This window comes from Paraburkholderia sp. CHISQ3, assembly GCF_030464945.1.
Lineage (GTDB): Bacteria > Pseudomonadota > Gammaproteobacteria > Burkholderiales > Burkholderiaceae > Paraburkholderia > Paraburkholderia megapolitana.
This window is the reverse complement of sequence record NZ_JALPRG010000012.1, coordinates 136,518-161,493: the sequence shown is the minus strand read 5'-3', so window position 1 is coordinate 161,493 and position 24,976 is coordinate 136,518. Positions and strand designations below refer to the sequence as shown.

The window sequence follows — 24,976 nt, the reverse complement described above, 5'->3', positions numbered from 1 at the left end:
CCCGATACCACAGCAGGCCCAGCTTCACGATGAAAACCGCAGAACCGTTACCACTCGCCTCCATCGACGGCGCGCCGAAAGAGCGCATCCGCTTCGGCATCGTCTTGCTGCCGAACTTCACACTGACCGCGTTCTCGGGCTTCGTCGACATGTTGCGGCTGTCCGCCGACGAAGGCGATTACAGCAAACCCGTGCGCTGCTCGTGGAGCGTGATCGGCGATACGCTGGCGCCCGTGCGCGCGAGTTGCGGCATCCAGATCACACCGTGGGAAACCTTCGCGAGCGCCGAGCCGTTCGATTACGTGGTCGTCGTGGGTGGCTTGCTGCATTCGGGACCGCAGGCCAGCGACGAAACGCTGCAGTTCATTCGCGAAGCCGCGCGCACCAGTGCGACGCTGGTCGGCATCTGCACCGGCGTGTTCGCGCTGATGCGCGCCGGCGTGCTCGACGCGCACCGGATCTGCGTGAGCTGGTTTCACTATTGGGACTTCGTCGAACGCTTTCCGGCCGTGAATTCCGACCTGCTGATCGCCGACCGGCTGTTCGTGATCGACCGGCGGCGCATTACGTGTTCGGGCGGTCGTGCGTCGATCGACGTCGCCGCCGCGATCCTGCTCAGGCATTTCGAGCATGCAACTGTGCAGAAGGCGCTGCGCATCCTGCTGGTCGGCGAAATGCAGAAAGGCAATGCGCCGCAACCCCATCCACCGGGGCTCGAACCGGCCACGCATCCCAAAGTGAAGCGCGCGATCCTGCTGATGGAACAGCACGTCGGACGATCGCTGCCGCTCGAAGAACTCGCCTGCAAGCTCGACCTGTCGCCGCGGCAGCTTGAGCGTCTCTTCAAGGCAGAGACCGGCAAAAGCCCGCAGGTCTTCGCCAAACAGGTGCGGCTGCGCACCGCGGCCTGGCTGCTGACCAGTTCGGATCGCACCGTGGCCGATATCGCCTCGAGTTGCGGTTTCTCGGATGCCTCGCACCTGGGACGCGAATTCCGCAAGCAGTTCGGCGTGCCGCCGGTGATGTTTCGCGAGCAACGAGGTGCGGCCCCCGCCGACGATGCGGCGGCGATCAATGAAACGTTTCCGGGGCGGGTGGACGTGTACTAGCGTCGTTTCTTCGTTGACGACCGGTTCTGGACCATCAGGAATGTTCATTCCTGGTTCTTTTGTGTGACCCGGTACAGAACCACAATATGCACAACGGTTCTGTCTCCCCGCGCGTCACTCATTGGATGAACAAGCTATCGTGAACCTCGCCATCATTCGATGCGTGTGCGTTGTCCTCCTCACCATGACACTCTCCCATACCGTTGCTGCGAATCCGCCCGGGAAGATCGGCTATCTCGGGCCGGCCGGCTCGTGGACACATCAGGCCTGTCTGGATCTCTATGGCCCGGACGAACTGGTTCCACTGGACCGGGAAGCACTGTTTTCGGCGTACGCATCCGGGAAGATCGAGCGCGCGTGTATACCCGTGACGACCTCCGCCGTCGGCATCACACCCTATCTGGATGCCGTACTCGATTTACCCGACGTACAGGTCGTCGCGGAGTACCCGAAGATGCTCGGCTACAGCCTGCTCGCGCGTCCCGGAACCCGTCGCGAAGATATCCGGCAGGTCTATGCGCATCCGGTCGCATTTGAAGAGGTGAAGCCCTGGCTCGACAGGGAAATGCCAACTGTCACGCGCGTAGCGGCAAGCAGCGGCGGCGCCGCGGCACAGACCGTCGCACAGAGCGACACGCACGACAGCGCGTCTTTCGGTCCGAAAATCGGCGGCACGATTTACGGACTGGTGTCGCTTGCCGATGGCATCGAACAGGGACCGCAGAACGTGACCCGGTGGTGGGTACTCGGTAAAACCATGCCGGCGCCGACGGGCCACGACAAGACCTCCCTGCTCGTCGAAGTCGCCGATGAGCAACTGTCCGGTCTGCTGTCGTCGTTTGCCGAGGCCGGAATCCAGGTACTGACGATATACGAACGGCCAAGCAAAAAAACACTCGACACCCATCGCTATCTGATCGAGGTCGCGGGCCACGCTCACGAGGGCGCACTCAAAACGTACCTGCCCGAACACAAGGACATTCGCGTCCTCGGTTCCTATGCCCGAAGGTACTGACAAGGCGTGTCCCCATGACAGAAAGCACTCAGTTCGCCCGACTGGCGAACTTCGGCCTCGATGGATCGTGCACGGGCCCACATGCGTCGCGCACCGGCACACAGGGACCACGTATGAGAAAGCACGAGACGCTAACAACCGAGACGTGGCACATGGACGATGCCACGGCCGGCACGTGGGTACGCGCCGCGCATCTAGGGCGTCGTAAAAGGTACGGCAAAGGCGCCACGATCTATCGGCAAGGCGACCAGGGGTCCACGTTCTACTTCCTGCTGTCCGGTCGCGTCCAGGTGTCCATTTTTCAGAACGACGGCGCCGAGTTCATTCTCGAGGTCATGGGATGCTGGTCGATGTTCGGTGAAAGCCCCGCAGTAGACGGCTATCCGCGCATCGCCACGGCAATCACCGTTGAAGACTCGGAGCTGCTCGAATTCGACATCGGGGTCATCACAGCGGCCATACCCTCAAACCCGGAGCTTGCGATTTCGTTGCTACGCGTCATCGCGCTCAAACAGCGCATCCTCGCATCGCGCATTCAGTACCTGGCGCTCCCCAAGCCGGAAATGCGTATTGGAGAACTGTTGGGACGACTGTCGGATCTGTACGGAGAACAGTACGACGGATGCACGCTGATCACGATTTCCCTCACGCACGAGCAGATCGCGGCGATGACCGGAGCGACACGCGTGACCGTTACGCGTGCGCTGAAACGATTGTCGGAAGTCGGCGCTATCGAGATCAAGCAGCGCCGCATCTGGGTGCTCGATCCGTCGAAACTTCTCGGTTGATTTCGTAAACGCCTATACAGACTTGCATCCCGCTCGTCCGTAGAGTCCGGTACATCGGCAATCCTGCCGTGTGCCCTCTACGTTACGAGAAGGAAAAGTCATGAGCAGAATAGAACGATTGCGCCTCCCCGAAGACGACGCGACTTTCGGCAGCAACCGTGTGTTCGATCTCTTCCAGTATGCGCCGGCCGTCACGGCCAACGGCCTCGTGTTTATCGCAGGACAGATCGGCTTGCGCGCCGACGGTTCGATCCCCGAGTCGCCCAAAGAACAGATCGATGTGGCCTTCAGGCGGATCGAAGCGATCCTCACGCATCTGCATCTGGATTTCACGGACATCGTCGAACTCGTGTCCTATCACGTCGATGTCGGCTCGCAGCTGGCGGATTTTCGCGCGGTGAAAGAGCAGTACATTCGCGCGGATTTCCCGGCATGGACGATTCTCGGTGTCGCGGCATTGGCGCGTCCGGAACTCATCGTTGAAATCAAGGTGGTCGCGGCAACGCGCGACGCTTGAGGCTTAACGCGCACTTAAGCGTTGCTGAAAATCAGGAACCGGATATGACCACCCAGGTTAAAACAGATGGATTCGCTTTCGTCGAGTTCGTCTCGCCACGCCCCATTGAACTCATCGAGTTGTTCGAACGTCTCGGCTTTCGCCGTCGCGGCCGCTCAGCACACGACATGGTCTTGATGACCCAAGGCTCGGCCACGTTCATCGTGAACGGGAATCGCAATGCGTTCCAGCAACAGCACGGAGCGTCCGTGCGCGCAATCGGCATTCGCGTCGACGATGCGCGTGTCGCACTGGAACAGGCGCTGGCCGGCGGTGCGCGTGTTGCATCGCCGGAACACGAAGGCGCATTCGTCATGGACACGCCCACCATCCTCGGAATCGGCGATAGCCTCGTGTACTTCGTCGACAGCGACTTTCGCGCGGCGTTTCACCTGCCGGTCGAACCGCGCGACGTACCAGCCGGCGACGCAAACATCGTCGCGGTCGATCACACGTCGAACATCGTGCGTCCCGACAATCTCGATCGTTGGGCGGACTTCTATCGCGACAACTTCGGATTCGTCGAGAAGCAATATCTCGAGGTTAAGGGTGACAGGTCGGGTATGCGCGCGCGATCGATGGTCAGTCCGTGCGGGCGCGTGTCGATTCCAGTCGCGGCAGCGGCGCACGACAAACCCGGCGTACTCAACCAGAACGACGAGTTTATTCGCGACTACGGCGGCGAAGGGATTCAGCACATCGCGCTGCTGACTTCCGATATCGAGGACACGATCGACAAGCTCACCCACGCCGGGATCGAATTCATGGTGGCACCTTCGCAGACCTATTACGGCGGTATCGATGCGCGTCTACCGGCGCATGGGCTCGACGTGAATCGTCTCGCCGGTCGCGGCATTCTCGTCGACGGTACGGGGTCGCAACGTATCCTTCTACAGCGCTTCACCCGACGTCAGATCGGGCCCGTGTTCTTCGAAATCATCGAACGACGTGGCGAGGACGGATTCGGTGAAGGCAATTTCAAGGCGTTGTTCGAATCGCAGGAGAAGGATCAGCAGGAACGGGGTTCGCTGCAGTCATAGTCGCTATGCGGCGAGCGGACGCTGGTCAATGTGTCCGAGCAGTGAGGTCACGCCGCGCAGCGTGTTTCGCTGATGCCATTGAAGCGCGTCGAGATTGGTCAGGCGCAGGTCGGGGAGCCTTCGCAGGATCGTTCCCAATGCAGTCTCGAGCTCGAACATGGCTAGACGAGCGCCGAGACAATAGTGGATGCCGCCTGAGAACACGAGCGGTGCATTCGCGCTCTCTGGCCGCTCGATAAGCAACGTGTCCGGCTGGTCGAATTGCATGGGGTCGCGATTCGTCGCGCCAAGCGACAACAGGACGATCGTTCCTTTCGGGACGGCTACGCCGTGGATGTCGGTATCTTCAAGTGCCACGCGTTGCACGATCTGTACGGAGCTGTCGTAGCGCATGCATTCGTTGATCGCTTGCGTCAGGAGCTCTGGATGCGCTCGTAGTTTTTCGAGCTGGTCGGGATGCTTGTGTAGCGCAATCAGTGCGTTGCCGATCATGTTCGAGGTCGTTTCATGACCTGCGGCGAAAATGAAGATCACGTTCCAGATGATTTCGTTTTCGCTGAATGTCTCGCCGTTGTCGTTTATCGACAGCATTGTCGATATTAGGTCGGTGCCTGGGTGCGATCGGCGGGTTGCGATGACGTCTTTGAAGTAACGTTCGAGGTTTTCCAGGGCGGTGTTGGCTGCTGCTATCTGCTCCGGGCTGAGAGGGGCGGCTTCGAGGGTCTGGGCTAACCGGCCGACGTTCGCACCTAGCGCCGGAGCGTGATCGAGCGGTACGTCCATTATTTTGCAGATGATCCTGATGGGCATCGGCGCTGCGAATTCCGACACGAGATCGATTGGACGGTTTGCCTCCAGTGCGTCGATCAATTCGTCTGCCGTCGACTGCGAGATATCTCGCAGCAGATCGATTTGCCTTGAATTGAAGGCTTTCATGAGCAGCGCCCGCAGTCGTGTGTGTGCGGGGGGATTCATCATCAACAGCATTTTTGAAAGCGCCTGGAAAGCTGGCTGACTTACTCCAGCTTCGCCGTAGCGCGTACGGACGGCCTCCAGATAGCTTTTCCCCATCTTTCGATCAGCCAGCACGGTCCGGGCAATGTCGGCATGCCCGGTTATTAGCGTTCGGGGCGCAATAGGAACAAGATTGCCGGCTTGCCGAAGGAGTTGATAAACCGGATAGGGATCGCGGTAGAAATCGGGGGAGGCGAGATCGGTATAGTTCATGAAAGTAAGGTTGGCAGACGCCGCTGCACTGCCAGCCGGCGCGTTTCGTTATTTCCACTTGGCGATCTTAGTTAGCTTCGCCAGCCTTTTCCTTCTCTTGCAAAGGCGACTGGAATGTGCACGAGTTATCCGCGGCTCGACTGCACATTCGGGTCGTTCCAACCGGGGAGGCCGAAGGCGACGCAAATCTCCTCGGCTACCGTATCGGCTGACTGGTCTACTTCGACGCGGACGAAGTGATACCCATCGTTTATCCCGACACTGCTCAGTATCTCGCGCGCCTCTGGCTCTGTAGCAAAAGCAAAGGCGTCACGAATGCCGGAGGGATTGGTCTTCGACCAGAACGGCGTACCGGAGAGAGTTCCGAGGTAGACACCGCGCGTATCCGATACGGCGACATAGACGACCTTCTTGCCGTCGAGAGTCGGAAGCAAGCCGCGCTCGGCCGCGTAACGTGCTGCGTCCCTGACGTTCCTGGTGCGAGCTTTCGCTACTACCTCGGGAAATACTCGCTTCAGAACATCCCGTTCACTGATATCGAGTGCCGACGCGATGTCCTTCGCGGTGTTACCGGATGCGACGGCCTTGAGTACCCGAAGATCGCGAGCGTTGAAATTGCGATCATTAAGATCCTGCGCGCGTCGGGCCGCCAACTGCCAGTCGAATATTTCAGCGCCGAGGCCACGAAGAAAAACCGTATTTTCCTGGAAGGGGCGCTCCCCACCGTCGGCCGGAAGTGTGGGCGAGGTAATGTAAAACATCCCGAAATCATTCGTCCCCGGACGATGCGTAGGAAACCCGGCCCAACTGCATAACCCACAACCCCGGGCAGTAACACCCATGTCGCGCCAGCTACCCGTCAAGTTGTCCAGCAAGCCTATGGAGGAGCTATAGATAGGTGTGTTGGACGCAGCCGCGTGAGTGAGGAAAGGATCGATTGCGAACCACCGCTTTTCTACGAACATCTGCAGGAATCCGTTGTCGCCCGAGGCGAGCACCCGATACGTGCGCGGTTGACGTGTCTGCGGGTCGGAAGTCACATAAATTACGCCGAATGCATTAGCCCCAAACGGGCTAATCATTCCCAGGATCGTGCGACATAGCTTCGCTTCCGAAGTAATACCGGCCAATGTCTGAATTTGATCCGTCACCGGGTCACCCCGGTCAGTCGGGCGGGACCGGAACCGGCCAGTCAGAAATTCTGTGCCGCGCATGCTTAGATGGATGTCCGGATCATGCGAAACCAGATCTTCAATTCGAAGCGCGGTGTCCGCATATACGACCGTAAAGCTGATTTCACCTTCCCGCCCAGCTCCAATAAGCGTTTCGCGCTCGACAACCACGTCGGCATCTTGCTCAAAGATGCGTAACCTGTTTTCGTAGTCGTGCCCCGTAGATACAAACATCTTTACCAAACGCTTTACTTCCGAACCCATACCCCCTCCATCCGCACTGCTATCGCCTCAGTCATGCTCGCCTAGACTCGTACCAATCCGGAAAGCGGCACCTAGCCTCTTTCCTTGCTATGTCGCCCCTCGTTTCTTCACAACGACATGCGAAGCAACGCCAATTTGCGACCTCGAACAAATATGCTTATTGCATACTCCTTCGCAGGAAAAGATTTCTTACTAGCTTCGATAAAAATCCATTTCCCTATTTAACTGCGTTCGATTGAGAGAGTCCGCTGTGATCTTACTCTCACGATAAATATTGCGTGTGGCAGTTGGCAAGACGGGGGAATAATCAAATGCCTTTGGGAATCGCGGCGGACAATCTATTCCAATGACACGCTCGGTCGGCGAGTATGAGTTAAATCGCACCGCTTTGCGTCTCGAAGAGACCGCTGCGCGTTCGATCTGGACGACAATTCGTTCGGTTCTTTAACGCACCAATGGAACAGAGGGTTTCTGGCCCATTTTCCACGCTTGCAGTGCCTCCTCTGACGTCGTCAGGCTCTCGACGAATCTAGAGACCTCGGCATCCGTAACAAAGCTCGCCGCCGAACTCGCCGCGAGAATCGCTGCGCTTTCTTGCGGCTTTGCGATGGCAAAACCCTGGACGTAGTCGACGCCGATTTCCTTCAGCGCACGCAGCGTGTCGATATCTTCGACCCATTCGGCGATGCTGCGCATGCCGAGGTTGCGCGCGAGCGCGACGATCGCCTCGACGATCGCGGTGTCTGCCGGATGAGCGCACATCGTGCGAATAAACTCGCCGTCGATCTTCAACGCATCCGCCGAAAGATCTTTCAGGTAGCGGAACGACGTATAGCCCGCGCCGAAATCGTCGAGCGCAATCTTGCCGCCCATCTCATGCACGCGCGCGATGAAACGCTGCGTGTTCTCGAGATCGTGCAGCGCAACGCTCTCGGTGATCTCGAAGCACAGGTAGTGCACCACCGACCGGTAGCGGCTGAACAACGCGAAGATATCGTTGACGAACTGCTCGTCGTTCAGCGAACCACCGCTCAGGTTCACGCAGATAAAACGCGTATTCGGCAACGCGGCGCGATTCGCATCGACCCATTCGAGTACGGTGGTCAACACCCAGCGATCGATCGCGGCGATGTTGCCAGATTCCTCGGCGGCGACCACGACCTTGCCCGCCGGTAGCGTCGAACCATCCTGCGCACGCATGCGCAACAACACCTCGAAGTTCAGAGAGGCGGTCGGTGCACTCAGCGACATGATCGGCTGCATCACGACGAAGAGACCGGCCGGCACGCGGTTCTGGCCGAGCGATTCGACGAGCATGCGTTCCTTCGCGCGCTCCTCGAAGGCGGCCGAGCCCTTGCGATACGTGACGAGCCGCGCATGCGCGACGCGCTTGGCCTCGCGGCACGCGCGATCCGCGTTCGATAGTGTGTCCTGGACGCGCGCGCCCGTCGAACATTCGACAAGCCCGATCGAGGCCTTCACCTGGAACGAGCGCCGGCCAACCCGATACGGAGCTGCACTCAACACGGTGATCAGTTCGTGGCACTGTTCAATCGCATCGTCGATCTGTGTGTTACTCATCACACAGACGAATTCATCACCACCGATCCGGCCGACCGGATAGCGCTCTTCGAACAATGTCCGCGTGCGCACGGCGACCTGCTTCAGGACTTCATCGCCGGCACGGTGGCCGAACAGATCGTTGATCAGCTTGAAGCGGTCGAGATCGATATACGCAAGCGCCCACGGTTGCGGATCCGTCGCCTGAACGGCAATGGCTTTCTCCACACCGCGGCGGTTCAGCGAACCGGTGAGCGGATCGTGCTCGGCGAGAAAGTGCAGTTGCTCGATAGCCTTCGCCCGCTCCGTGACATCCTGCAGCGACCCCTCTATCCAGCCATTCGAATGCGTCGCTTTCAGCAGAAAACGACGCTGCCGGCCCCCCTTGCTCGCCACACCGTCGAGTTCAAGTTCGCCGTCGCTGCCTTTGGCCGCGAGTGTCTGCAACGCATCCCACGCACCTGGCTCGAAGTAGTCGTTCCAGCGGCGCACGCGATAATCGGCGCGACGCAGATCGAGCATCGTGCGCAGTGCAGGATTGGCGCGCACGAAATTACCGTTGCCGTCGAGCGTGAAGAGACCGATCGGCGTAACCTCGTATGCGTTGCGCAACTCGATCTGCATCTGCCGCCTGCGCTCGCGCTCGGCACGCACCTGTTCGGCAATGGCAAACGCCGCCATCATGCTAGACGACAACGCAGCGACGACCGGATTCACGCCGCCGAACAATAGCTTGATGCCGAAGGCGGCACTCAGCACCTCCGAAAACGTCGAGAACAGCACGACCGCCATCGATGCGACATACCACATCACCGTGCGTGAGCGCGCTAACCAGACGAGCCGCCCAAGAAGGAAAATCAGCACGGCCATGCAGAAGCTGCCCAGCACCCATAGCACAGGGATGAAGTGCGCGTAGCTGAGCGTAAGCGATGCGACGAACAACACCAGACCGTTGTACTGGACGACGCGCAATACCCTCCGGTAGCCGACCCGCTTCAGCTCGCGCCGAAACAGCTGGCCGAACAATGCGACCGTCAGCAGGTAATACACAGCGAACGTGATCTGTCGTAGCGGCTGCATCGCTTCCGGTGCGATCGTGTGACCGAGCCACTCGGTGTCCCAGCCCATCGCATTCGCACACAATCGCAGGTTGCCGACGAGCCACGCGGCGAAGATCACGTAGGTCAGTTCGCGATTGATCAACGCGGTGACGAACACGAACACGGCGAGCGTCAACAGGCCGCCAGCGATAAGTGCAGAACTTTCTTCGAAATCGAGCGCGGACACCGCAAGACCAGACCGGTCCCACGCGAACACGTTAATGTAGGCCGGTCCCGAGAACGTGCCACGACAGAGGATCGACTCGGCACTCGTGAGCGTACCGAGTTCGACGGAAAATCCGGCTTTCACCGGACGCATCTGGCCGCTGGTAGACGTGCGGCTGGCAGTTCCAAGCGGTGTCATCGTCGAGGCAACCCAGCACGCCAACGTTTGCGCATGACGCGACGGAAATTCGATGAGCAAGGGACGCGCCGGCTGCATAGCAGGCGCATCGAAGGTAAACCAGATGGGGGATTCGGCCAGCTGCGTGCTGTAACGTCGCGTGCCGGAGGCCTGCTGCAACAGTTTCATCGCTGCCGCGGGTGCAAGGGTTGCGCGATTGTCGTGGATCGCGCGCAATGTAAGCGGCATTGCGCCACTCGACTCGAATCGGTGCGGCGACCACAACAGGATCAGGACGCTGGCAGCCGCAATCAGCACTGGCACAACGTAGACCGAAAATGCATATAGCAACCGGTCGATGCCCGCGCGCATATATCTTGACCGCGAAAATAGAGCCGCCGGTTCCATACGTAGTTGTCCCCTCATGCACCATGGGCGTCGCGAAGGCGATGGCGAAAACCTCAAAAATTCGCCATCGCCGTGCTGGACTAGCCAGCCTTCCGGAGTACCTCGTTCTGATCGCCTAGGCAATTTGCGAATCTCTGGGGCATCCTACCGTTTCCGCCCCGAAAGATAAATGCACAGAATTCAGATCGATATCCGGATGATAAGTTTGAAAAAAGAACGGGCATAGCGGATGCCGGACCGCTTCCCAACGCTTTTGCACGAGCGCGACCGGCTTCGCCATTACTCTGTGCGGCAAACCACCAACATGCGCCATTGGCAGAAATTGTTCCTTTGCGAAAACGTCAATAAATAACATCGCATCGTATTCGCGGTCCAGCGGCGCGCGCGCGGTAATCACCATCCAGTCGATCTGCTCTTGTTCGCTATACAGAAATAGCGCCTTGCACAGCGCGATCTTGACCATTCTTCCTATGGTACCTCCGGCTACCCCAAGCCGCGTCGCTTCCACGAGCCGACTCCCGCTCAACCACTCCGGCAACACCACCGACTGCTCAAGCGCAAGCGGCGCCATCTCGTTGCTCTGAATACGCATCGTCCCGAGCGGCCCACCATCAAGTTTCGACTCAGCAAGCAGCACGACCGTACCGGGTTCGCGATCGCTATTTTCTATCGTCATTTTGTCTGCAAAATCTGGTAAATGACGACGATAAGCAATACGCCGCATTTGCACGGCTTTCTCAAGGCCGTTGTCATCGGCAACGATACGAATGGTAAAAGGCAAGCGCTCCTGTTTCAGTAAGGTCGGTTGGGCCGGAAAGTCCGGGCTATCGGCGTGTTCGCGGAGAAATTGAGTCTCTATCACCGCGGAATTAAGGCGATCCATTGTGTGGCCTCTTTTAAGTGACAAGATAGGAAAACGCCATGCCGAGACACGAAAAGCGTGCAAACGGCATGACCGACCTAGCCTCTCACGAAGTCAAATTCCGGGGTGAGCGCTACCGAATTTTTCCAGGCAAATTCCGGTGGGCATACATAAAATGCGAACCCGCCGGTTCATATTTGAACGATCAGGGGGCCTAATCGGGGAAAGAGGAACACAAAAGAAACGGGCCCGTATCGCCGGTGTAGCAATGGCGATACAGGCCCGTTTCTATCTGCTGGAACCGCTGGCGCGTAGCGATGAGGCATCCGCGCCTCATCTACGCACCGCCCGGCGTACTCAGGATTCTTCAGCCCATACGATGTTTTCCCGCGCCACGAGCGTGGTCGCAGCCGACGGTCCAAAGGTACCTGCGGTATACCCGCGCGGCCGGTCGCTCGATTGCTTCCAGCCTTCGAGGATCGGATCGGCCCATGCCCAGGCCGCTTCCAGTTCGTCGCGGCGCATGAAGTGCGTGAGTCGGCCGCGCACGACGTCGATCAGAAGACGCTCGTACGCTTCGGCACGTCGCTCGGTGAAAGCCTGCTCGAGATCGAGATTCAGGTTCACGGGCAGCATGTGCATGCCGCTACCGGGTTCTTTCGCGAGCATCTGCAACTGGATCGATTCCGCCGGCTGCAACTGGATGACGAGCCGGTTGCCGTAGTTGCGCGGACCGCTCGGGATGATCGAGAACGGCAGGTCGGCGAACTCGATGACGATCTCCGATACCTTCTTCTGCATCCGCTTGCCGGTACGTAGAAAGAACGGTACGTTCGCCCAGCGCCAGTTGTTGATATGCACACGCAGCGCAACGAAGGTTTCCGCGCGGCTATCGGCCGGCACGTTGTCTTCCTGCAGATAACCCTTCACCGGTTCGCCGCCCACCGCGCCCGCGGTGTACTGGCCACGTACCGTATCGTGCGCGATGTCTTCGGGCGTCATGCGGCGCAGCGAGCGCAACACCTTCAGCTTCTCGTCGCGCACGGCGTCGGGATCGAGCGATACCGGCGGCTCCATGGCCACGATGCACAGCAGTTGCAGCAAGTGGTTCTGCACCATGTCGCGCAATGCGCCGGTTTCGTCGTAGAACCCCGCGCGGCTACCGACACCGACCGTTTCCGCCACCGTGATCTGCACGCTCTTGATATACGGCGCCTGCCACAGCGGACCGAAGATCGCGTTGCCAAAGCGCAGCACCATCAGGTTCTGCACCGTTTCCTTGCCGAGGTAGTGGTCGATCCGGTAGATCTGCGCTTCGTTGAAATGCGTGCCGACCGACGTATTGATCGCCTGGGCCGATGCGAGATCCGAGCCGAGCGGCTTTTCGAGCACGACGCGCGAATGCTCGTCGACGAGCCCCGCCGACGCGAGGTGATCGCAGATCGTCGTGAACAGGTTTGGCGACGTCGCGAGATAGAACACCCGCCGCACGCCGGGACGCGACACCTGAGCGAGCCGCGCATAGTCGTCGCCCGAACCCACGTCGACCTGCACGTACTCGAACAGCGCCAGAAAACGGTCCCATGCGGCTGCGTCGATGACCTTGTCGCCGACAAAAGGCTTCGAGTGCTCTTCCATGAACGACAGGTACTCGTCGCGCGACCAGGGCCGGCGGCCGATGGCGAGAATACGGGTATCGGCGGGCAGATTGCCGTGCACATGCGCCATGTACAGTGCGGGCAGCAGCTTGCGGGCCGACAGATCGCCGCCGCCGCCGAAGATGATCATGTCGAGCGGAAGGTCGGGCGAAGCAGGAGCGGTCTGGGTTGTCATGGTGCGGTCGCAGCGTCGTGGTAAAGGTCGGCGCGAAAAACGGCGGTGCGGCGGCGTCTTGCCGGGCCCCGCTTTTTTCGCAAGACGCCTATGGTGCAACGTTTTGGGAATGTTTGCACAGCAGCATGCGCCACCTGAGCGACACTTTTTTGTCGATGTGAGCTGCTTTGCATGTGCCGCGGTTCAGGTCGCGGCCGGTGCCGGCTTGCTGGCTGGCCCGTGCGGCGCGGCTACGAAGGCTGTGAAGGCTGTGAGGGCTACGACCCGTGCGCCGAAGCAAGCGTGCTACGCGCGACGCGGCAGGCAGCCAGGTCCCACGCCGCGCAGCCAACCGACTTGAAGACGACCGGCCGGTCGGCCGGGGCCGCGGATGCAGGGCGCTCCAGCGCCGCCGCGATACCCGTAACAGTATTCCAGTCGACCCCCGCCTGCAGGAAATCGCCGGCCTCGTGCTTCGCGCCGGCCAGATCGTCGGCAAAGAGCGCGCTGCCCAGCACCGTGCGCGATCCGAGTTCGATCATCTCCGGCGTAAAAGCGCCAACGCCGATCACCAGCCGGTCCGTGCGCGGCGCTTCGTCGTACACGGCGGCGCGACTGGTCGTCAGTGCGATCACGAGATCGACCGCGACCGGGGTTTGCGCGTCGTTGCAGGCTTCGAGGCTACGCACCTTCGTGCCATGCGCCGCGCAGAATGCCCTCGCCCGCTCCGGTGCACTACCGCGCACCCGCACATGGGCATCCGGATACAGTTCGCCAATCGCCTCCAGATGGTTCGCCGCCTGCGTGCCGGTGCCGATCAGCAGCACGTCGCGCGGCGCCGCACGACCGAGTGTGGCGACGCCGAGCATCGACATCGCCGCGGTGCGGCGCCCGGTCACCGTCGGACCGTCGAGGATGAACAGCGTCTCGCCGGTATCGGCGTCGAAGGCCATCACCTGACCGTGGATCGTCGGCAGCGAGCGCTCGCCGTTGCGCGGACAGACGTTGACGAGCTTGTGGATTGCGAGGTCGGGCGCGGTAGCGGGCATCGACAGCAGGATGCCGCCGTCGTTGAGCGGCACGACCAGTCGCTCGGGGCTCACGATGCGCCCGCTCGCGTAATCGCCGGTGGCGCGGCGCAACGCTTCGACGAGCGCCGCATAAGGCGTAACGCGCGCGGTTTCGGCGGCGTCGTAGATCTGCGTGGTCCTGCTGCTCATCCTGCGCTGCTCCTGTTGTCGATCGTTATCGATGCGCGGCGTCGCGCTCGCTCAGCGCACCAGAAAACCATAGGTCAACGGATCGCGCTCGTCGACCAGCCAGTTCGCGAAGCCGCAGATATGTGCGTCTCCCTCGATCTCGGGAATCACCGCATCGAAAGTGCCCAGCTTCGTTTCCGCCAGCACCCGGCCGCGAAACACCGTGCCGATCACCGATTCGTTGACGAGCGTCGCATCGCGCGCCAGCTCGCCGCGCAGATACAGCTGGGCGACGCGGCCCGCCGTGCCCGAACCGGTCGGCGAGCGATCCACCTCGCGGTCGGCGAACACGCAGCAGTTCGCCTGCGTCGAGCCCGCATGACGCGGCGCGTTATCGATGATCGTGCCGTAGATATGGTTGATCTCGGGAATCTGCGGATGCTCGACCTTGAACGCCGCGTTCGCTGCACGCTTTACTTCGGCGCCGAACTGGATCAGCCGGTCGACCGCGTTTTCGCGTACTTCGAGTCCGAACGGCTTGCCCGAAGTATAGAAATAGAACGCGCCGCCGAACGCGATATCGCCGCGCACTTCGCCGAACGACGGCGTATTCACCGTGACGTCGCGCTGCCAGATGAACGACGGCACGTTGACGAAACGCACGCTGCCCACATGATCGCCGTCCCATTGCACGAACGCTTCGATAAAGCCGCACGGCGCATCGATGCCGACGCGCGTTTCCGGTTCGCTGCGTTCGACCCAGCCGAGCGCGACGGCCGTGGTGGCGAGTGCGATCACGCCGTGTCCGCAGTAGTCGCTATAGCCTTCGTTGTGGACGAAGATGATGCCGAAATCGGCGCCTTCGCTGACTGGCTCGGTTAGATAACCACCGTACATATCCGCATGACCGCGCGGCTCGAGCATCAGCGCGCGCCGTAGATGATCCGCGTGTTCCTTGAGCCACGTGCGACGCTCGACGATGGTCTTGCCGGGGAATTTCGGCAGCCCGCTCGTCACGATCCGGAACGGCTCGCCGCCGGTGTGCACCTCGACCGTACTGATGACGCGATTCAGTTTCATGTTGCTGCGTGCCCTTCTTGTACGTCCCCGACCATCCTGTTCTCCTCGATGCTGTTTTATACTGGCCCAAAATCTAGACCACATTGGATTTCGCATCAACCAGTTTCAAAATAATCGCGGCGATCTGGTTTGAAAGCAGATCAGCCGTCTTGTGCTGTTTCCCCGCAGTCCTCGAATCCTGGCGATATGGTCACGACAACTTTCGCATCCGAGAGCGCGTTTCGCCCGAAGCAGATCTACGAGCAGGTGTCGGAGCGGATCCGCGCCGACATCCGCGGCGGCCAGTTCGCGCCGGAAACGCGACTGCCGTCCGAGCGTGAACTGGCCGCGCGGTTCGGCGTTGGCCGGCCGGCGGTGCGCGAGGCGATCGGCGCGCTGCAGAACGAAGGGCTCGTGCTCACGCGGCGCAACTCCGGTACCTATGTTTGCGCGGATGCGCTGCAACGCCTTTCGGCCGTACCGCCCGACAATATGGCGCCGGCGGCGGACCCCGACTTCAGTCCCAGTTCGACGCTCGACGTGCGGCTAATCCTCGAGCCGGCCATCGCCCGGCGTGCCGCTGCGCACGGGCGACGCGATCCGCTCGCCGAGCACTATCTCGCGCAGATGGATTCGATCGTCGACGTGACCGATGCGGGGCAGCGGGCGCTGTGGAACGATAGCGACCGGCTGTTTCATCGCCAGCTTGCGGTGATGACCGGCGATGCGTTACTCGTGAAGATCGCCGATGAAGTCGCGAAGACGATGGATCAGCCGTTGTGGAAACGGCTCAAGGACGATGGGATCGATGACCCGGCGCGCATCCGGCTTTATGTGTCAGAGCATCGGTTGATTTATGAGGCGATTGTCGGCGGGGATGCGGATGCGGCGGCGTTTTATGTGGAGCAGCACATTATGCGGGTGCGGCGGGATATAACGCCGAAGTAACGCGGCGCTGTGCTTACTCAGCGCGAGTCAACACAATCCCCCGACTCGCATAAAACCTCGCCAGCACATCAAACGGCAGATAAGCATCCTGCTGATACGGCGCAACGCCCGACGGATTATGAAACCACACACCGTCACGATCGCGCCCGTGCAGCAGGATCAGATGACCGCCGCGCCTGCTGTTCGAACGGTCGGGATAGCGAACCTCCGGGCTCACCGAAACGATGACCAGCGTCTCGCTATCGATCCGCGCGGCAATATCCTCGATCGCGATATCCGTCAACACATCCGCCTGCAAACCGAAATCAGCGGCTACCCAGTTCGCGAACGGCCGATAGATCAATCCATCGACACCGCCGTCGTCACGCATCCGGTAAACCTCGTGACGTAACGCGTCGTCGAGCAGCATGGCGCGCGGCGCATGCGCGATGCGCCAGAAGTCCAGCGCCGATTCAAGACAGGTCAGTCCGCACAGACGTTTCGCCCAGAACCGGTAGCGCTCGGGATCGACAAAACCGCTGCGCATCCACGCCGGATCGGCGCAAGGATCGGCGCCGTCTTCGACGATCGCACGGACCCATTCGGGACTGCCCCACTGCGTGTAATACGGCACGCCGGCATGGCGAAGTTCGGTGTCGTGCATCACAGCATGCTCCGCGGACGCTGCGTCGTACCATCCGCAAAGCGCCGCAGCCGGAACGCCGCAAGATCGAGCGAAGGCTGCCCGTCGTCGATCCACTCGGCCAGCAAACGCCCGACAATCGGCCCCATCGCGAAACCATGACCGCAAAAACCGGTCGCCACCAGCAACCCGTCTATCTGCGACGGCGCATCGATCACCGGAATCCCATCCGGCAGCACATCGATCAACCCACCCCATGCTTCCACCACCTGCGCATCCTTCAACGCAGGGAACAGCGCGCGCAATTTGTGCAGCGCACGCGGCGCATGAGCGCGGTTCGGTTGCGGCTGCGGATCGCGCGGTTGCAGCACGCGTTCGCGAGCGGGCACGACGCCAGGTATGCGGTCGCGCAGATCGCGCAGGAACGCGTCGTTCAGATGAAAACTAAATGAATCGCGCTGCGTCCACAGTTCGGGCAGGAACCAGCTGAGCGCACGCAGATGGCCGAGCGTCATGTCGACATCGACCTGCATCTCGTCGGCCAGATTGATCGTGCCGTTCGCGCGCTGGCGAATGCCGACGCCGCCGCCCCAGAACGCCGTCGCCGTGACGGGCGGCAGCGCATTGGTGCGCATGCAGGTGCCGCGCACCGTTTGCTGCGGCAGTGCAATGCCGAGTGTCGCAAGCAATTGCCAGCTACTCGCGCCGGCCGCGCAGACGAAGTGCCGCGTGCGGATCGTCCCGCGCTCGGTGACGACACCGGCAATCGCTCCACCGGCACGCTCGATAGCGAGCACGCCGCAGCCTTCGAAAAACCGCGCGCCCGCTTCGACGGCGCGGGCAGCGAACGCCGGCGCCACGCGCCGCGGCTCGGCCTGGCCGTCGCTCGGCGTGTAGAGCGCGCCGAGTGCTGCACCCTGCATGCCACTCACATGCGCATCGATCTGCGCGCGATCCAGCGTCCGTGTATCGAGCCCATACTGACGCGCGACGTCGATCCATTGCCGGAACGAAGCCCAATCGCTTTCGTCGGTGGCGGCGTAGAGGCAACCGCCCTGACGCCATTCGAGATCGAAGTTCAGCTCCGTTTCGAGCTGCGCCCACATGCCGATGCTGGCCATCATCAGCGGCACTTCGGCCGCTTCGCGACCCTGCTGCCGCACGAAGCCCCATGCACGCGTCGACTGCTGTCCGGCGATGCGCGACTTGTCGAGCACGACCGCCTTCAGGCCGCGCCGCGCGAGATAATACGCGGCGGCGCAACCCATGATGCCGGCCCCGGCGATCACGACGTCCGCGGCGTCGGGAAACGGTTCGTCAGCGGGTGTTAGTGTGGCGTGCAGCGGATACGTAGTCGTCATCGGATCGGTGTAGTGGCGAGATGCGCGTTGAGTCGAAACCCGGGCAGCGCGGTAGAAACACCCGCCGCGCCCGTGCCGCAGCATCTTCGCAGGCTCGTCCGCCGGCTGCAATCCCGCGGCACCCGCCTGCGCCGGACCGCACGCCCGTGCACAACGCCTGGCCGAGGTCGGCTTGCGGCGCCGCGCTTCACATAAAAGCAGCAACGGGGCATTTTTTTGCGGTACATTTGCTGTCCCCAGGACGTCCGACAGGCGTCCCAGGTATTGCATCGCGCCGTCTTGAACGGCTCATCGGCTATCCAATTTACATCGGCGGGCATTTTTCGCAGCATGGCCAACGAAGCAACTTCACCCGACTCCCTCGCGGTCGCCGAACGCGTCCGCGAGCTGATGAGCCGGCACGGCATCGGTAAGCGTCAGCAGACTACCGAGCTGTGCCGGATTCTCGATCTGAGCTTCTCCCAGGGGCACCGCAAACTGCGCGGCAATAGCCCGTGGACGCTCTCGCAGATCAAGAAAGTGGCCGAAGTGTACGGCGAGCCTGCCGCGCAACTGTTCGGCGCGCAATCGCTCGACCCCGGCATGGTCGGCGCCATCGCACAGGAAGCCGTGTTCTCGGTCGGCGCAATCGACATGTCGTGTACCGCATGGGTCGGTGCGGCGCTCGAGCCGGGCAGCCGGCCCGAATTCGTTGCCTATTCGAAGCTCGGCCAGTGGCGCGTGGTCCGACACGACGGCGCGCTCTATCAGAACGCCTACGAAGTCCACAAGATCGAGATCTATCCGCGCCGCGCGGAAACCGACAAGCCGCTGATCGCCGTCGTCGACGACGATCATTCATCCGCCGACAACCTGCGCGATTACCTCGAACGCAGCGGTTTCGCCGCGCTCGCCCTCTACGGTCTCACCGCGTTTGCCGAAGCGTTGCAGACCCAGGTGTTCGACGGCATCGTGATCGACTGGCTGTTCGGCAGCCAGACCTCCGCTGCCGCGATCCGCGCCGTGCGCGCCTCCGAAAACCCCGATGCACCGATCCTCGTGCTGACCGGTGAACTGCTCACCGGCAAGGCAAGCGAATCGGAGATCAGCGCGGTCATCCGCACCTACGACGTCGCGTGCTACGAGAAGCCCGCACGCATGGCGATTCTGGTCGCCGATCTGTCGAAGCGGCTCAACCGCGCATGACGTCGGGCCGCATGCGCGTGGTCAGCGCACGCTGTACCGCTTCACGCAACACTTCGTAGTGCACCGGCTTCGCCAGGCAATCGAAAAACGCAGTGGTTTCGTCCGACGGTTGCTCGGGCGCATAAGCGCTGACCACGATCACCGGCGCGCCCGCGGCCGGTCCGCTGCGCGCGGTGAACTCTTCGATGAACGCGTAGCCGTCGCGCCCCGGCATGTGCAGATCGAGCAGCACGACGTCGCAGTGATGCGTGTCGAGCCAGCCGATCGCATCGTCCGCACCGCCCAGTGCGGCCGCATCGCAGCCCATGTGTTCGACCATTTCGCGCAGCGACTCGCGCACCAGTTCGTTGTCGTCGACGATCAGCACGCGCGGTCGTGCGCCGTCGTCCGGCGCGGGTGTTGCGGCCGGCGGCGGCGCGGCCAGTTCCACCAGCCCGACCGGGATCGAAATCGTGAACGTCGTGCCTTCGCCAAGCCGGCTTTCGATCTCCAGCTGACCGCCGAACAGATCGACCAGCCCCTGCACGATCGCGAGCCCCATACCCGCCCCTTCGAAGCGGCGCGAGCGCGATGAATCGAGCTGCGTGAACTCCTTGAAGATCAACGGAATCTGCGCATGCGGCACACCTGGGCCAGTGTCGCGAACCACGATCGACAGTACGGCGGGCACGTGTGCCCCATCGAGTGCGAAACGCACGTTCACCGTGCCCTTCTCCGTGTAGCGGATCGCATTCGTGACGAGGTTGTTGACGATCTGCCGGATGCGGTGCGGATCCGAATCGACGCGCGCCGCCACACCCTGTGCATCGCCGTCGAGCTTCAGTCGCCTGGCAAGCGCCGCCACATGGTGTTCATCGATGATCGACGCCAGCAGTTCGCGCGGATCGAACTGTTCGTGCCGCAATTCGAGCTTGCCGGCGCCGAGTCGCGCGTAATCGGTCAGGTCTTTCATTTGCGCTTCGAGGTGGCGCGCCGCCGTCTCTAGCCGCCGGATGATCTTGCTGTCGCTATCCGAATGAAAGTTGAAGCCGAGCAGTTCCACCGACGAGACGATCGCGTGCAGCGGCGTGCGCAGTTCGTGGCTGATCATGCCGAGGAAGGTGTCTTTCGCGAGACTCGCTTCGCGTGCCGCACGGCTTGCCTGGTGCTCGGCTTCGAGCGCCGCGTGCTGCTGACGGATCAGGTTCGTACGCCGCCGGCCGTTCAACACCAGCAGCGCTGTCGAGGCCGTCGACAGCAACATCAGCACGAGGCCCGCCGCAAACAGCAAGCGCCGTTTCTCGATGAAGTCGCGATTGAGCGCCTCGCGGTCCGCGATGTCGGCGAAGCGCCGGCTCAGTGCGAGGTCGTTTACCTCCATCCAGTGTGCGCGCAGCACCGCGATGATTTGCGCCGCGCGAGCCGGATCATGCTGTAGTGCATCGACATCGGGGCTGATGGAGTTCAGCACGGCATCGAGGCTGTCGAGTTCGCCCTGCTGTCGCTGTGCGAGCGCTTTCTGGCTGCCCAGCATGCGCGTCGAGACGGTCACCACACCGACCTTGGACTGCACGACCTGCAAACGCAACTGGATCTTCGAGTAGTCGCTGTCGACCCCCGCCTTGTAGAGCAGCAACTGGTTCTCGAGTCGCCCATAGGCGATCTGCAACTGCGCCGCGTCCCAGTAGAAGCTGTCGTAGGTGGCGGTGAGCTGCTGGGTGACACGCGGGTTGAGCAGGTTCGCGTACAGCAGATAGCCGACCGCCGCGATCGGCGCTGCAAGCGCCGCGAGCCAGACGATGATGTAGAGCGGACGTCGCAGCGGACGCCGGATTACTTGATGATGAACGACTTGATCTGCCATATGAACTTCGAGTCTGCGGAAACGTTCATCAGTTCGCCGGGGAACGCGTCGCGCGGATAAACCAGAAACAGTGGGCCGTAATCGCTGACCTTCAGGCGCGTACCGTTCATCGCATACGCGACGATCACGCCGTAGTGCGCGGCGTCGGACACCGGAATCGTGTACGAATAGTCATCGTACGAATGAAACTCGATCTCGGTCCCGGTTGCGCCGACCGTCTTCAGGATGTCGCTGAGCAGCGGGCCCGTGAAGGTCGACTTCGGCGTCCACGTGGTCGTGGTCGCAATCGCGTGCACAGGCAACGCCAGCAGCGCGGCTTCGGTGAAATGGAACACCTTGTGCGTGGGGTCGTTGGTGTTGCGGATCTTGCCGCTCACGTCCAGCGAGAGCGGCGCAGCCTGCGCGGACGTCCAGGCTGCGAACGCGAAGACGATCCAGAGTGCCTGCCACCAGCCTTTCCTGTTGTGCATCAAAACCACCCCTTTGTCACATCGATATGGCTGTATACGCCGGCGTCGCATCGTTGCGCCCGAGCGTGGCGAACGGCCGCCCGGCATGCTGCGCCTGCCCCGCGCGTGCGTTCGCGGCCCGATTCCGTCGGCCCGGCGCAGATCCGCCGAACCGCATGCATAATATCGTCATTCCGAATACGTCTCAAAAACGCGGCCCCGCCGTCGGCGGCGCGCTTCAGCCTCACGCCCTGTGACTCATGAACCGACCCGTCCTTCCTCTGACGTACGAACAGCTCGATCACTGGATCGAATCGCTGCAGCCCGAACTGGCAGCGGAAAAATTCACGGCAGCCATCGGCATCCTGCGCGGCGGCGCACCGCTCGCCCTGATGGCGTCGCACGTCGGCGGTATCCCGGTCGCGTTTCTGCGCTGTGACCGGCGCTCGCGCCACGTAACGTGGGACTCGACGCTGCCGGTGCCGCCGCACGGCTCGAAGGTGCTGCTGTGCGAAGACATCGCGGGGCGCGGCTTCACGTTGATCGACTGCATTGCGTTTCTCGAACAACACGGCCTCGTGGTGAAGACGCTGACCGGCACGTTCGATGAAGAGAGCCGCATCCGCCCCGATTACGGGCTCGATGCGACCGGTTACTTCTCGTTGTTTCCGTGGGAACGCCTTGTATCGTCGGAACGTCATCGCGACGACTGGCCCGGCACCGACGACCAGGCGGACATCGATCCCACCGATCCCGCAAGCGACAATCAGCAGCACGCGACCTACGCGATCGATCTGGACGGCATCCTGCTGCCGGATGTACCGCCCGCCCACTACGAAGCCGACCTCGCCGCCGCGCTGAACGAACGCGACGCGCTGTCGCCTTACGAGGCGCTGCCGGGTATCGATCTGACGCGGATCCGCGCGATCGTCACAGGAAGGCCGCTCTTCGATCGCGAGCGCACGGTTGCGTGGCTCGAGTGTCACGGCTTCGGTCATCTCGAACTGGTGATGCGAACGCCCGACGCGCACGATGGAACGCCGGCCGGCACCGCCGCGCACAAAGCCGCAGCGGCGCTGCGTTGCGGGGTGACACATTTCATCGAAAGCGATCCGGCGCAGGCGTTGCTGATCGCGCGCGAGGCGCCGCTGTTGCGCGTGGTCTGGTGGGACGCGACGACGCGCACCGGCACGCTCGCCAGTGCATCGTCGTGGGGCTAACTGGCAAGTTGAAAGGCGGATTTAAAAGCGGCTAGAAACCGCGCGACCGCACAGCGTCATTCGTCAGCGCGCAGATGCGCCGCAGCGCGCTGCGATGCGACCACGATCAGCTTCATCGTCGCGCGCGTCGCCCCGACAAACAGCTTGCGTGCGATGCGCTCGTCGAACGCATCGAAGTCGACCTCGGTGAAGATCACGCACGGCGCGGATTGCCCCTTGAAGCGGTAGATCGATTCGAGCAGCACATCGCCCTCGCGATACTCCGGGCTGCCGAACAGATCGTACTTGCCGGTGAAGCTGCGCAGCCGGTGCGGCCCAAGCTGGTCGAGCTCCGTCAACACCGAACCCTCACGACCGCGAAACGACAGCACGGCGATGTCCTGGCGACGAAACCCGAGTGCCAGCGCCTGGGTAATCGCGCGCTTGGTCGCTTCGATGCAGCCTTCGGTAGCGTTCGCGTCGTCGTAGGTCGATATCGACACGTCCGAGCCATCGAACGGACTGCCCGACGCCAGTGTCGCGGCAAACGGCACCGACGCACCGACGATGTCGCGCACGTAGTCGAGAATATCGCGCGGGCTGCGGTAGTTCGTCGTCTCCTTCAGCACGGTCCAGCCCGGCAGCTCGACGGGCGGTCGCATGTAGAGATTCTGCAGCGGATCTTCGAGCCACCACCATGCGGCGCCCGGCGCGAGCAGCCGTTCGAGCGCGCTCACCCATGGTTGCTGGAAATCCTGACCCTCGTCGACGATCAGCACGTCGTATTGCCAGCGCGTATCGATCGGTGTCTGCACGAACGTTGCTTCGAGTTGCCGGAAGATGTCCGCGGCCTGGAAATCGGGCGTGCGGCCCGCGTCGCGCGCGATCCAGTCGCACAGCTGGTGATAGTTCGCGACCTTTGCCTCCGGCGGAGCCACCCGCGCGATGTGATCGGCGAGCGGCCGGTTGAAGCACACGTACAACGGCCGCTGGCCGCGCGCGACGGCATCCTTCATCACCTGCACCGCGAGCTGTGTCTTGCCCGAGCCGGCCGTGCCGATCACGCGCAAGCGGAACGGCGTGAATTCGAGGCGGCGCGCCCACGTGGCGAGTCCACCGGCAAGGCGCGTGACGAGCGTGCCGGCCTGGCCGACCAGTGCGCTTGCGTCGGGGGTTAGTGCGAGTTCGTCGGCGAGAAAAGGATGGAGTTTCGCGGCGCACGGCAAACGCGGTTCATCGGCGGGCAGCGCATCGAGAATGACCGACACGAGCCGGTCCTTGCGCGTCGCATCGACGATGCGCGCCGGGTTCACACCGGCGATCGCCGCCTCTTTGACCACATGATCGGGGCAATACAGCAGCTCTTCGATGAAATAAGTGCCCGCGCCGAACGCCGCCGTGAACCGCCGATGCAGCCCTTCGATGGTCCGCGCCAGTCCGATCGCTACATTGCGCTCCGTTTTCAGATGCACCTTCACGAGCCCCTTCGGCGTTTCGCGCAGAAAGCCGGTGCGCTGCTCGACGATCATCGTGCGCCCCGCCGGACTTACGATCACGAAGTCCGCTTCGCCGAACACCGAGAAGCCTTCGTTGAGCCGCGTCCAGTGCACACCGTGATAGACGGTGTAATCGGCGGGTAATGCATCCGCAAACAACGCGAGGGTTTCGCGCTCGCGTGCGGCGGCGCCGGTGGCGGCGAGATGCATCCAGTCGTCGGGAACAATACGGGCCATGCTGTGCCTCATCACGTTCGGGTGCGCACATTGTACGCAACGCGCGTGACGTGGCGCGGCCGTGAGGACGGCATGCTTGCAGTGCGTGTGAGCCTCTCACACAGCGGCGGTTTTTTCATCGC

Annotated in this window: 20 protein-coding genes; 8 read left to right on the top strand and 12 right to left on the bottom strand. The window is 61.9% G+C overall.

Annotated features, from left to right (window positions below; translation table 11 throughout):
* Positions 1-29: 29 nt before the first annotated feature.
* The 5 genes from M0D65_RS26195 to M0D65_RS26175 all read left to right on the top strand — a co-directional run bounded on the left by M0D65_RS26195 (position 30) and on the right by M0D65_RS26175 (position 4,508).
* Positions 30-1,109, top strand: coding sequence for a GlxA family transcriptional regulator (locus M0D65_RS26195; RefSeq protein ID WP_266255190.1), 1,080 nt, complete (start codon positions 30-32; stop codon positions 1,107-1,109).
* Between the two features lie 184 nt (positions 1,110-1,293).
* The gene (locus M0D65_RS26190; RefSeq protein WP_266255189.1) at positions 1,294-2,124 is read left to right on the top strand and encodes a prephenate dehydratase domain-containing protein; all 831 of its coding nucleotides are present in this window, start codon (positions 1,294-1,296) and stop codon (positions 2,122-2,124) included.
* A 14-nt stretch (positions 2,125-2,138) separates the two neighbouring features.
* Positions 2,139-2,912 carry a Crp/Fnr family transcriptional regulator gene (locus M0D65_RS26185; RefSeq protein ID WP_266255188.1) on the top strand — a complete coding sequence of 258 codons (774 nt, stop codon included), beginning with the start codon at positions 2,139-2,141 and terminating at the stop codon, positions 2,910-2,912.
* 100 nt (positions 2,913-3,012) lie between these two features.
* Positions 3,013-3,429, top strand: a complete 417-nt coding sequence (locus tag M0D65_RS26180; RefSeq protein WP_266255187.1) for a RidA family protein — start codon at positions 3,013-3,015, stop codon at positions 3,427-3,429.
* Positions 3,430-3,473: 44 nt separating this feature from the next.
* Positions 3,474-4,508 carry a 4-hydroxyphenylpyruvate dioxygenase family protein gene (locus M0D65_RS26175; protein ID WP_266255186.1) on the top strand — a complete coding sequence of 345 codons (1,035 nt, stop codon included), beginning with the start codon at positions 3,474-3,476 and terminating at the stop codon, positions 4,506-4,508.
* A gap of 3 nt (positions 4,509-4,511) precedes the next feature.
* Here M0D65_RS26175 and M0D65_RS26170 read toward each other — a convergent pair whose 3' ends face one another.
* The 7 genes from M0D65_RS26170 to lhpH form a co-directional block, all read right to left on the bottom strand.
* On the bottom strand, positions 4,512-5,735 hold the full coding sequence (locus M0D65_RS26170) for a cytochrome P450 (RefSeq protein WP_266255185.1): 1,224 nt from the start codon (positions 5,733-5,735) through the stop codon (positions 4,512-4,514).
* A 125-nt stretch (positions 5,736-5,860) separates the two neighbouring features.
* Positions 5,861-7,171, bottom strand: coding sequence for an autoinducer binding domain-containing protein (locus M0D65_RS26165; RefSeq protein ID WP_091017918.1), 1,311 nt, complete (start codon positions 7,169-7,171; stop codon positions 5,861-5,863).
* Positions 7,172-7,615: 444 nt separating this feature from the next.
* Positions 7,616-10,423, bottom strand: a complete 2,808-nt coding sequence (locus tag M0D65_RS26160; protein ID WP_308076722.1) for an EAL domain-containing protein — start codon at positions 10,421-10,423, stop codon at positions 7,616-7,618.
* Positions 10,424-10,697: 274 nt separating this feature from the next.
* Positions 10,698-11,465, bottom strand: a complete 768-nt coding sequence (locus M0D65_RS26155; protein ID WP_266255183.1) for a hypothetical protein — start codon at positions 11,463-11,465, stop codon at positions 10,698-10,700.
* Positions 11,466-11,801: 336 nt separating this feature from the next.
* Entirely contained in the window at positions 11,802-13,277 is a 1,476-nt protein-coding gene (gene zwf, locus M0D65_RS26150) for a glucose-6-phosphate dehydrogenase (protein WP_091017913.1), read from the bottom strand.
* 257 nt (positions 13,278-13,534) lie between these two features.
* Positions 13,535-14,476: a bifunctional Delta(1)-pyrroline-2-carboxylate/Delta(1)-piperideine-2-carboxylate reductase gene (gene lhpI / locus M0D65_RS26145; protein ID WP_266255182.1), complete on the bottom strand. Its 942-nt coding sequence runs from the start codon at positions 14,474-14,476 to the stop codon at positions 13,535-13,537.
* Positions 14,477-14,527: 51 nt separating this feature from the next.
* Positions 14,528-15,535, bottom strand: coding sequence for a trans-3-hydroxy-L-proline dehydratase (lhpH, locus tag M0D65_RS26140; protein WP_266255181.1), 1,008 nt, complete (start codon positions 15,533-15,535; stop codon positions 14,528-14,530).
* Positions 15,536-15,721: 186 nt separating this feature from the next.
* On the opposite strand from lhpH, the gene M0D65_RS26135 reads away from it, so the two are divergent.
* The gene (locus M0D65_RS26135) at positions 15,722-16,462 is read left to right on the top strand and encodes a FadR/GntR family transcriptional regulator (protein WP_266255180.1); all 741 of its coding nucleotides are present in this window, start codon (positions 15,722-15,724) and stop codon (positions 16,460-16,462) included.
* A 13-nt stretch (positions 16,463-16,475) separates the two neighbouring features.
* Here the strand turns inward: M0D65_RS26135 and M0D65_RS26130 are convergent, their stop codons facing one another.
* Together M0D65_RS26130 and M0D65_RS26125 are read right to left on the bottom strand one after the other, a co-directional pair.
* Positions 16,476-17,105 carry a C39 family peptidase gene (locus M0D65_RS26130; protein WP_266255179.1) on the bottom strand — a complete coding sequence of 210 codons (630 nt, stop codon included), beginning with the start codon at positions 17,103-17,105 and terminating at the stop codon, positions 16,476-16,478.
* Entirely contained in the window at positions 17,105-18,445 is a 1,341-nt protein-coding gene (locus M0D65_RS26125) for an FAD-binding oxidoreductase (protein WP_266255178.1), read from the bottom strand. The genes M0D65_RS26130 and M0D65_RS26125 overlap by 1 nt, the downstream gene beginning before the upstream one ends.
* Positions 18,446-18,775: 330 nt before the next feature.
* On the opposite strand from M0D65_RS26125, the gene M0D65_RS26120 reads away from it, so the two are divergent.
* Positions 18,776-19,630: a helix-turn-helix domain-containing protein gene (locus M0D65_RS26120; RefSeq protein WP_266255177.1), complete on the top strand. Its 855-nt coding sequence runs from the start codon at positions 18,776-18,778 to the stop codon at positions 19,628-19,630.
* Here the strand turns inward: M0D65_RS26120 and M0D65_RS26115 are convergent.
* Positions 19,617-21,473: an ATP-binding protein gene (locus M0D65_RS26115; protein WP_266255176.1), complete on the bottom strand. Its 1,857-nt coding sequence runs from the start codon at positions 21,471-21,473 to the stop codon at positions 19,617-19,619. The two genes, M0D65_RS26120 and M0D65_RS26115, sit on opposite strands and share 14 nt — an antisense overlap.
* Positions 21,443-21,943, bottom strand: a complete 501-nt coding sequence (locus M0D65_RS26110; RefSeq protein ID WP_266255175.1) for a molybdopterin-dependent oxidoreductase — start codon at positions 21,941-21,943, stop codon at positions 21,443-21,445. Before M0D65_RS26110 ends, M0D65_RS26115 begins: the two co-directional genes overlap by 31 nt.
* Positions 21,944-22,182: 239 nt before the next feature.
* On the opposite strand from M0D65_RS26110, the gene M0D65_RS26105 reads away from it, so the two are divergent.
* Positions 22,183-23,142, top strand: coding sequence for a phosphoribosyltransferase (locus tag M0D65_RS26105; protein WP_266255174.1), 960 nt, complete (start codon positions 22,183-22,185; stop codon positions 23,140-23,142).
* A gap of 56 nt (positions 23,143-23,198) precedes the next feature.
* On the opposite strand, the gene M0D65_RS26100 is transcribed toward M0D65_RS26105, so the two are convergent.
* Positions 23,199-24,854, bottom strand: a complete 1,656-nt coding sequence (locus M0D65_RS26100) for an ATP-binding domain-containing protein (protein WP_266255173.1) — start codon at positions 24,852-24,854, stop codon at positions 23,199-23,201.
* Between the last annotated feature and the right edge of the window lie 122 nt (positions 24,855-24,976).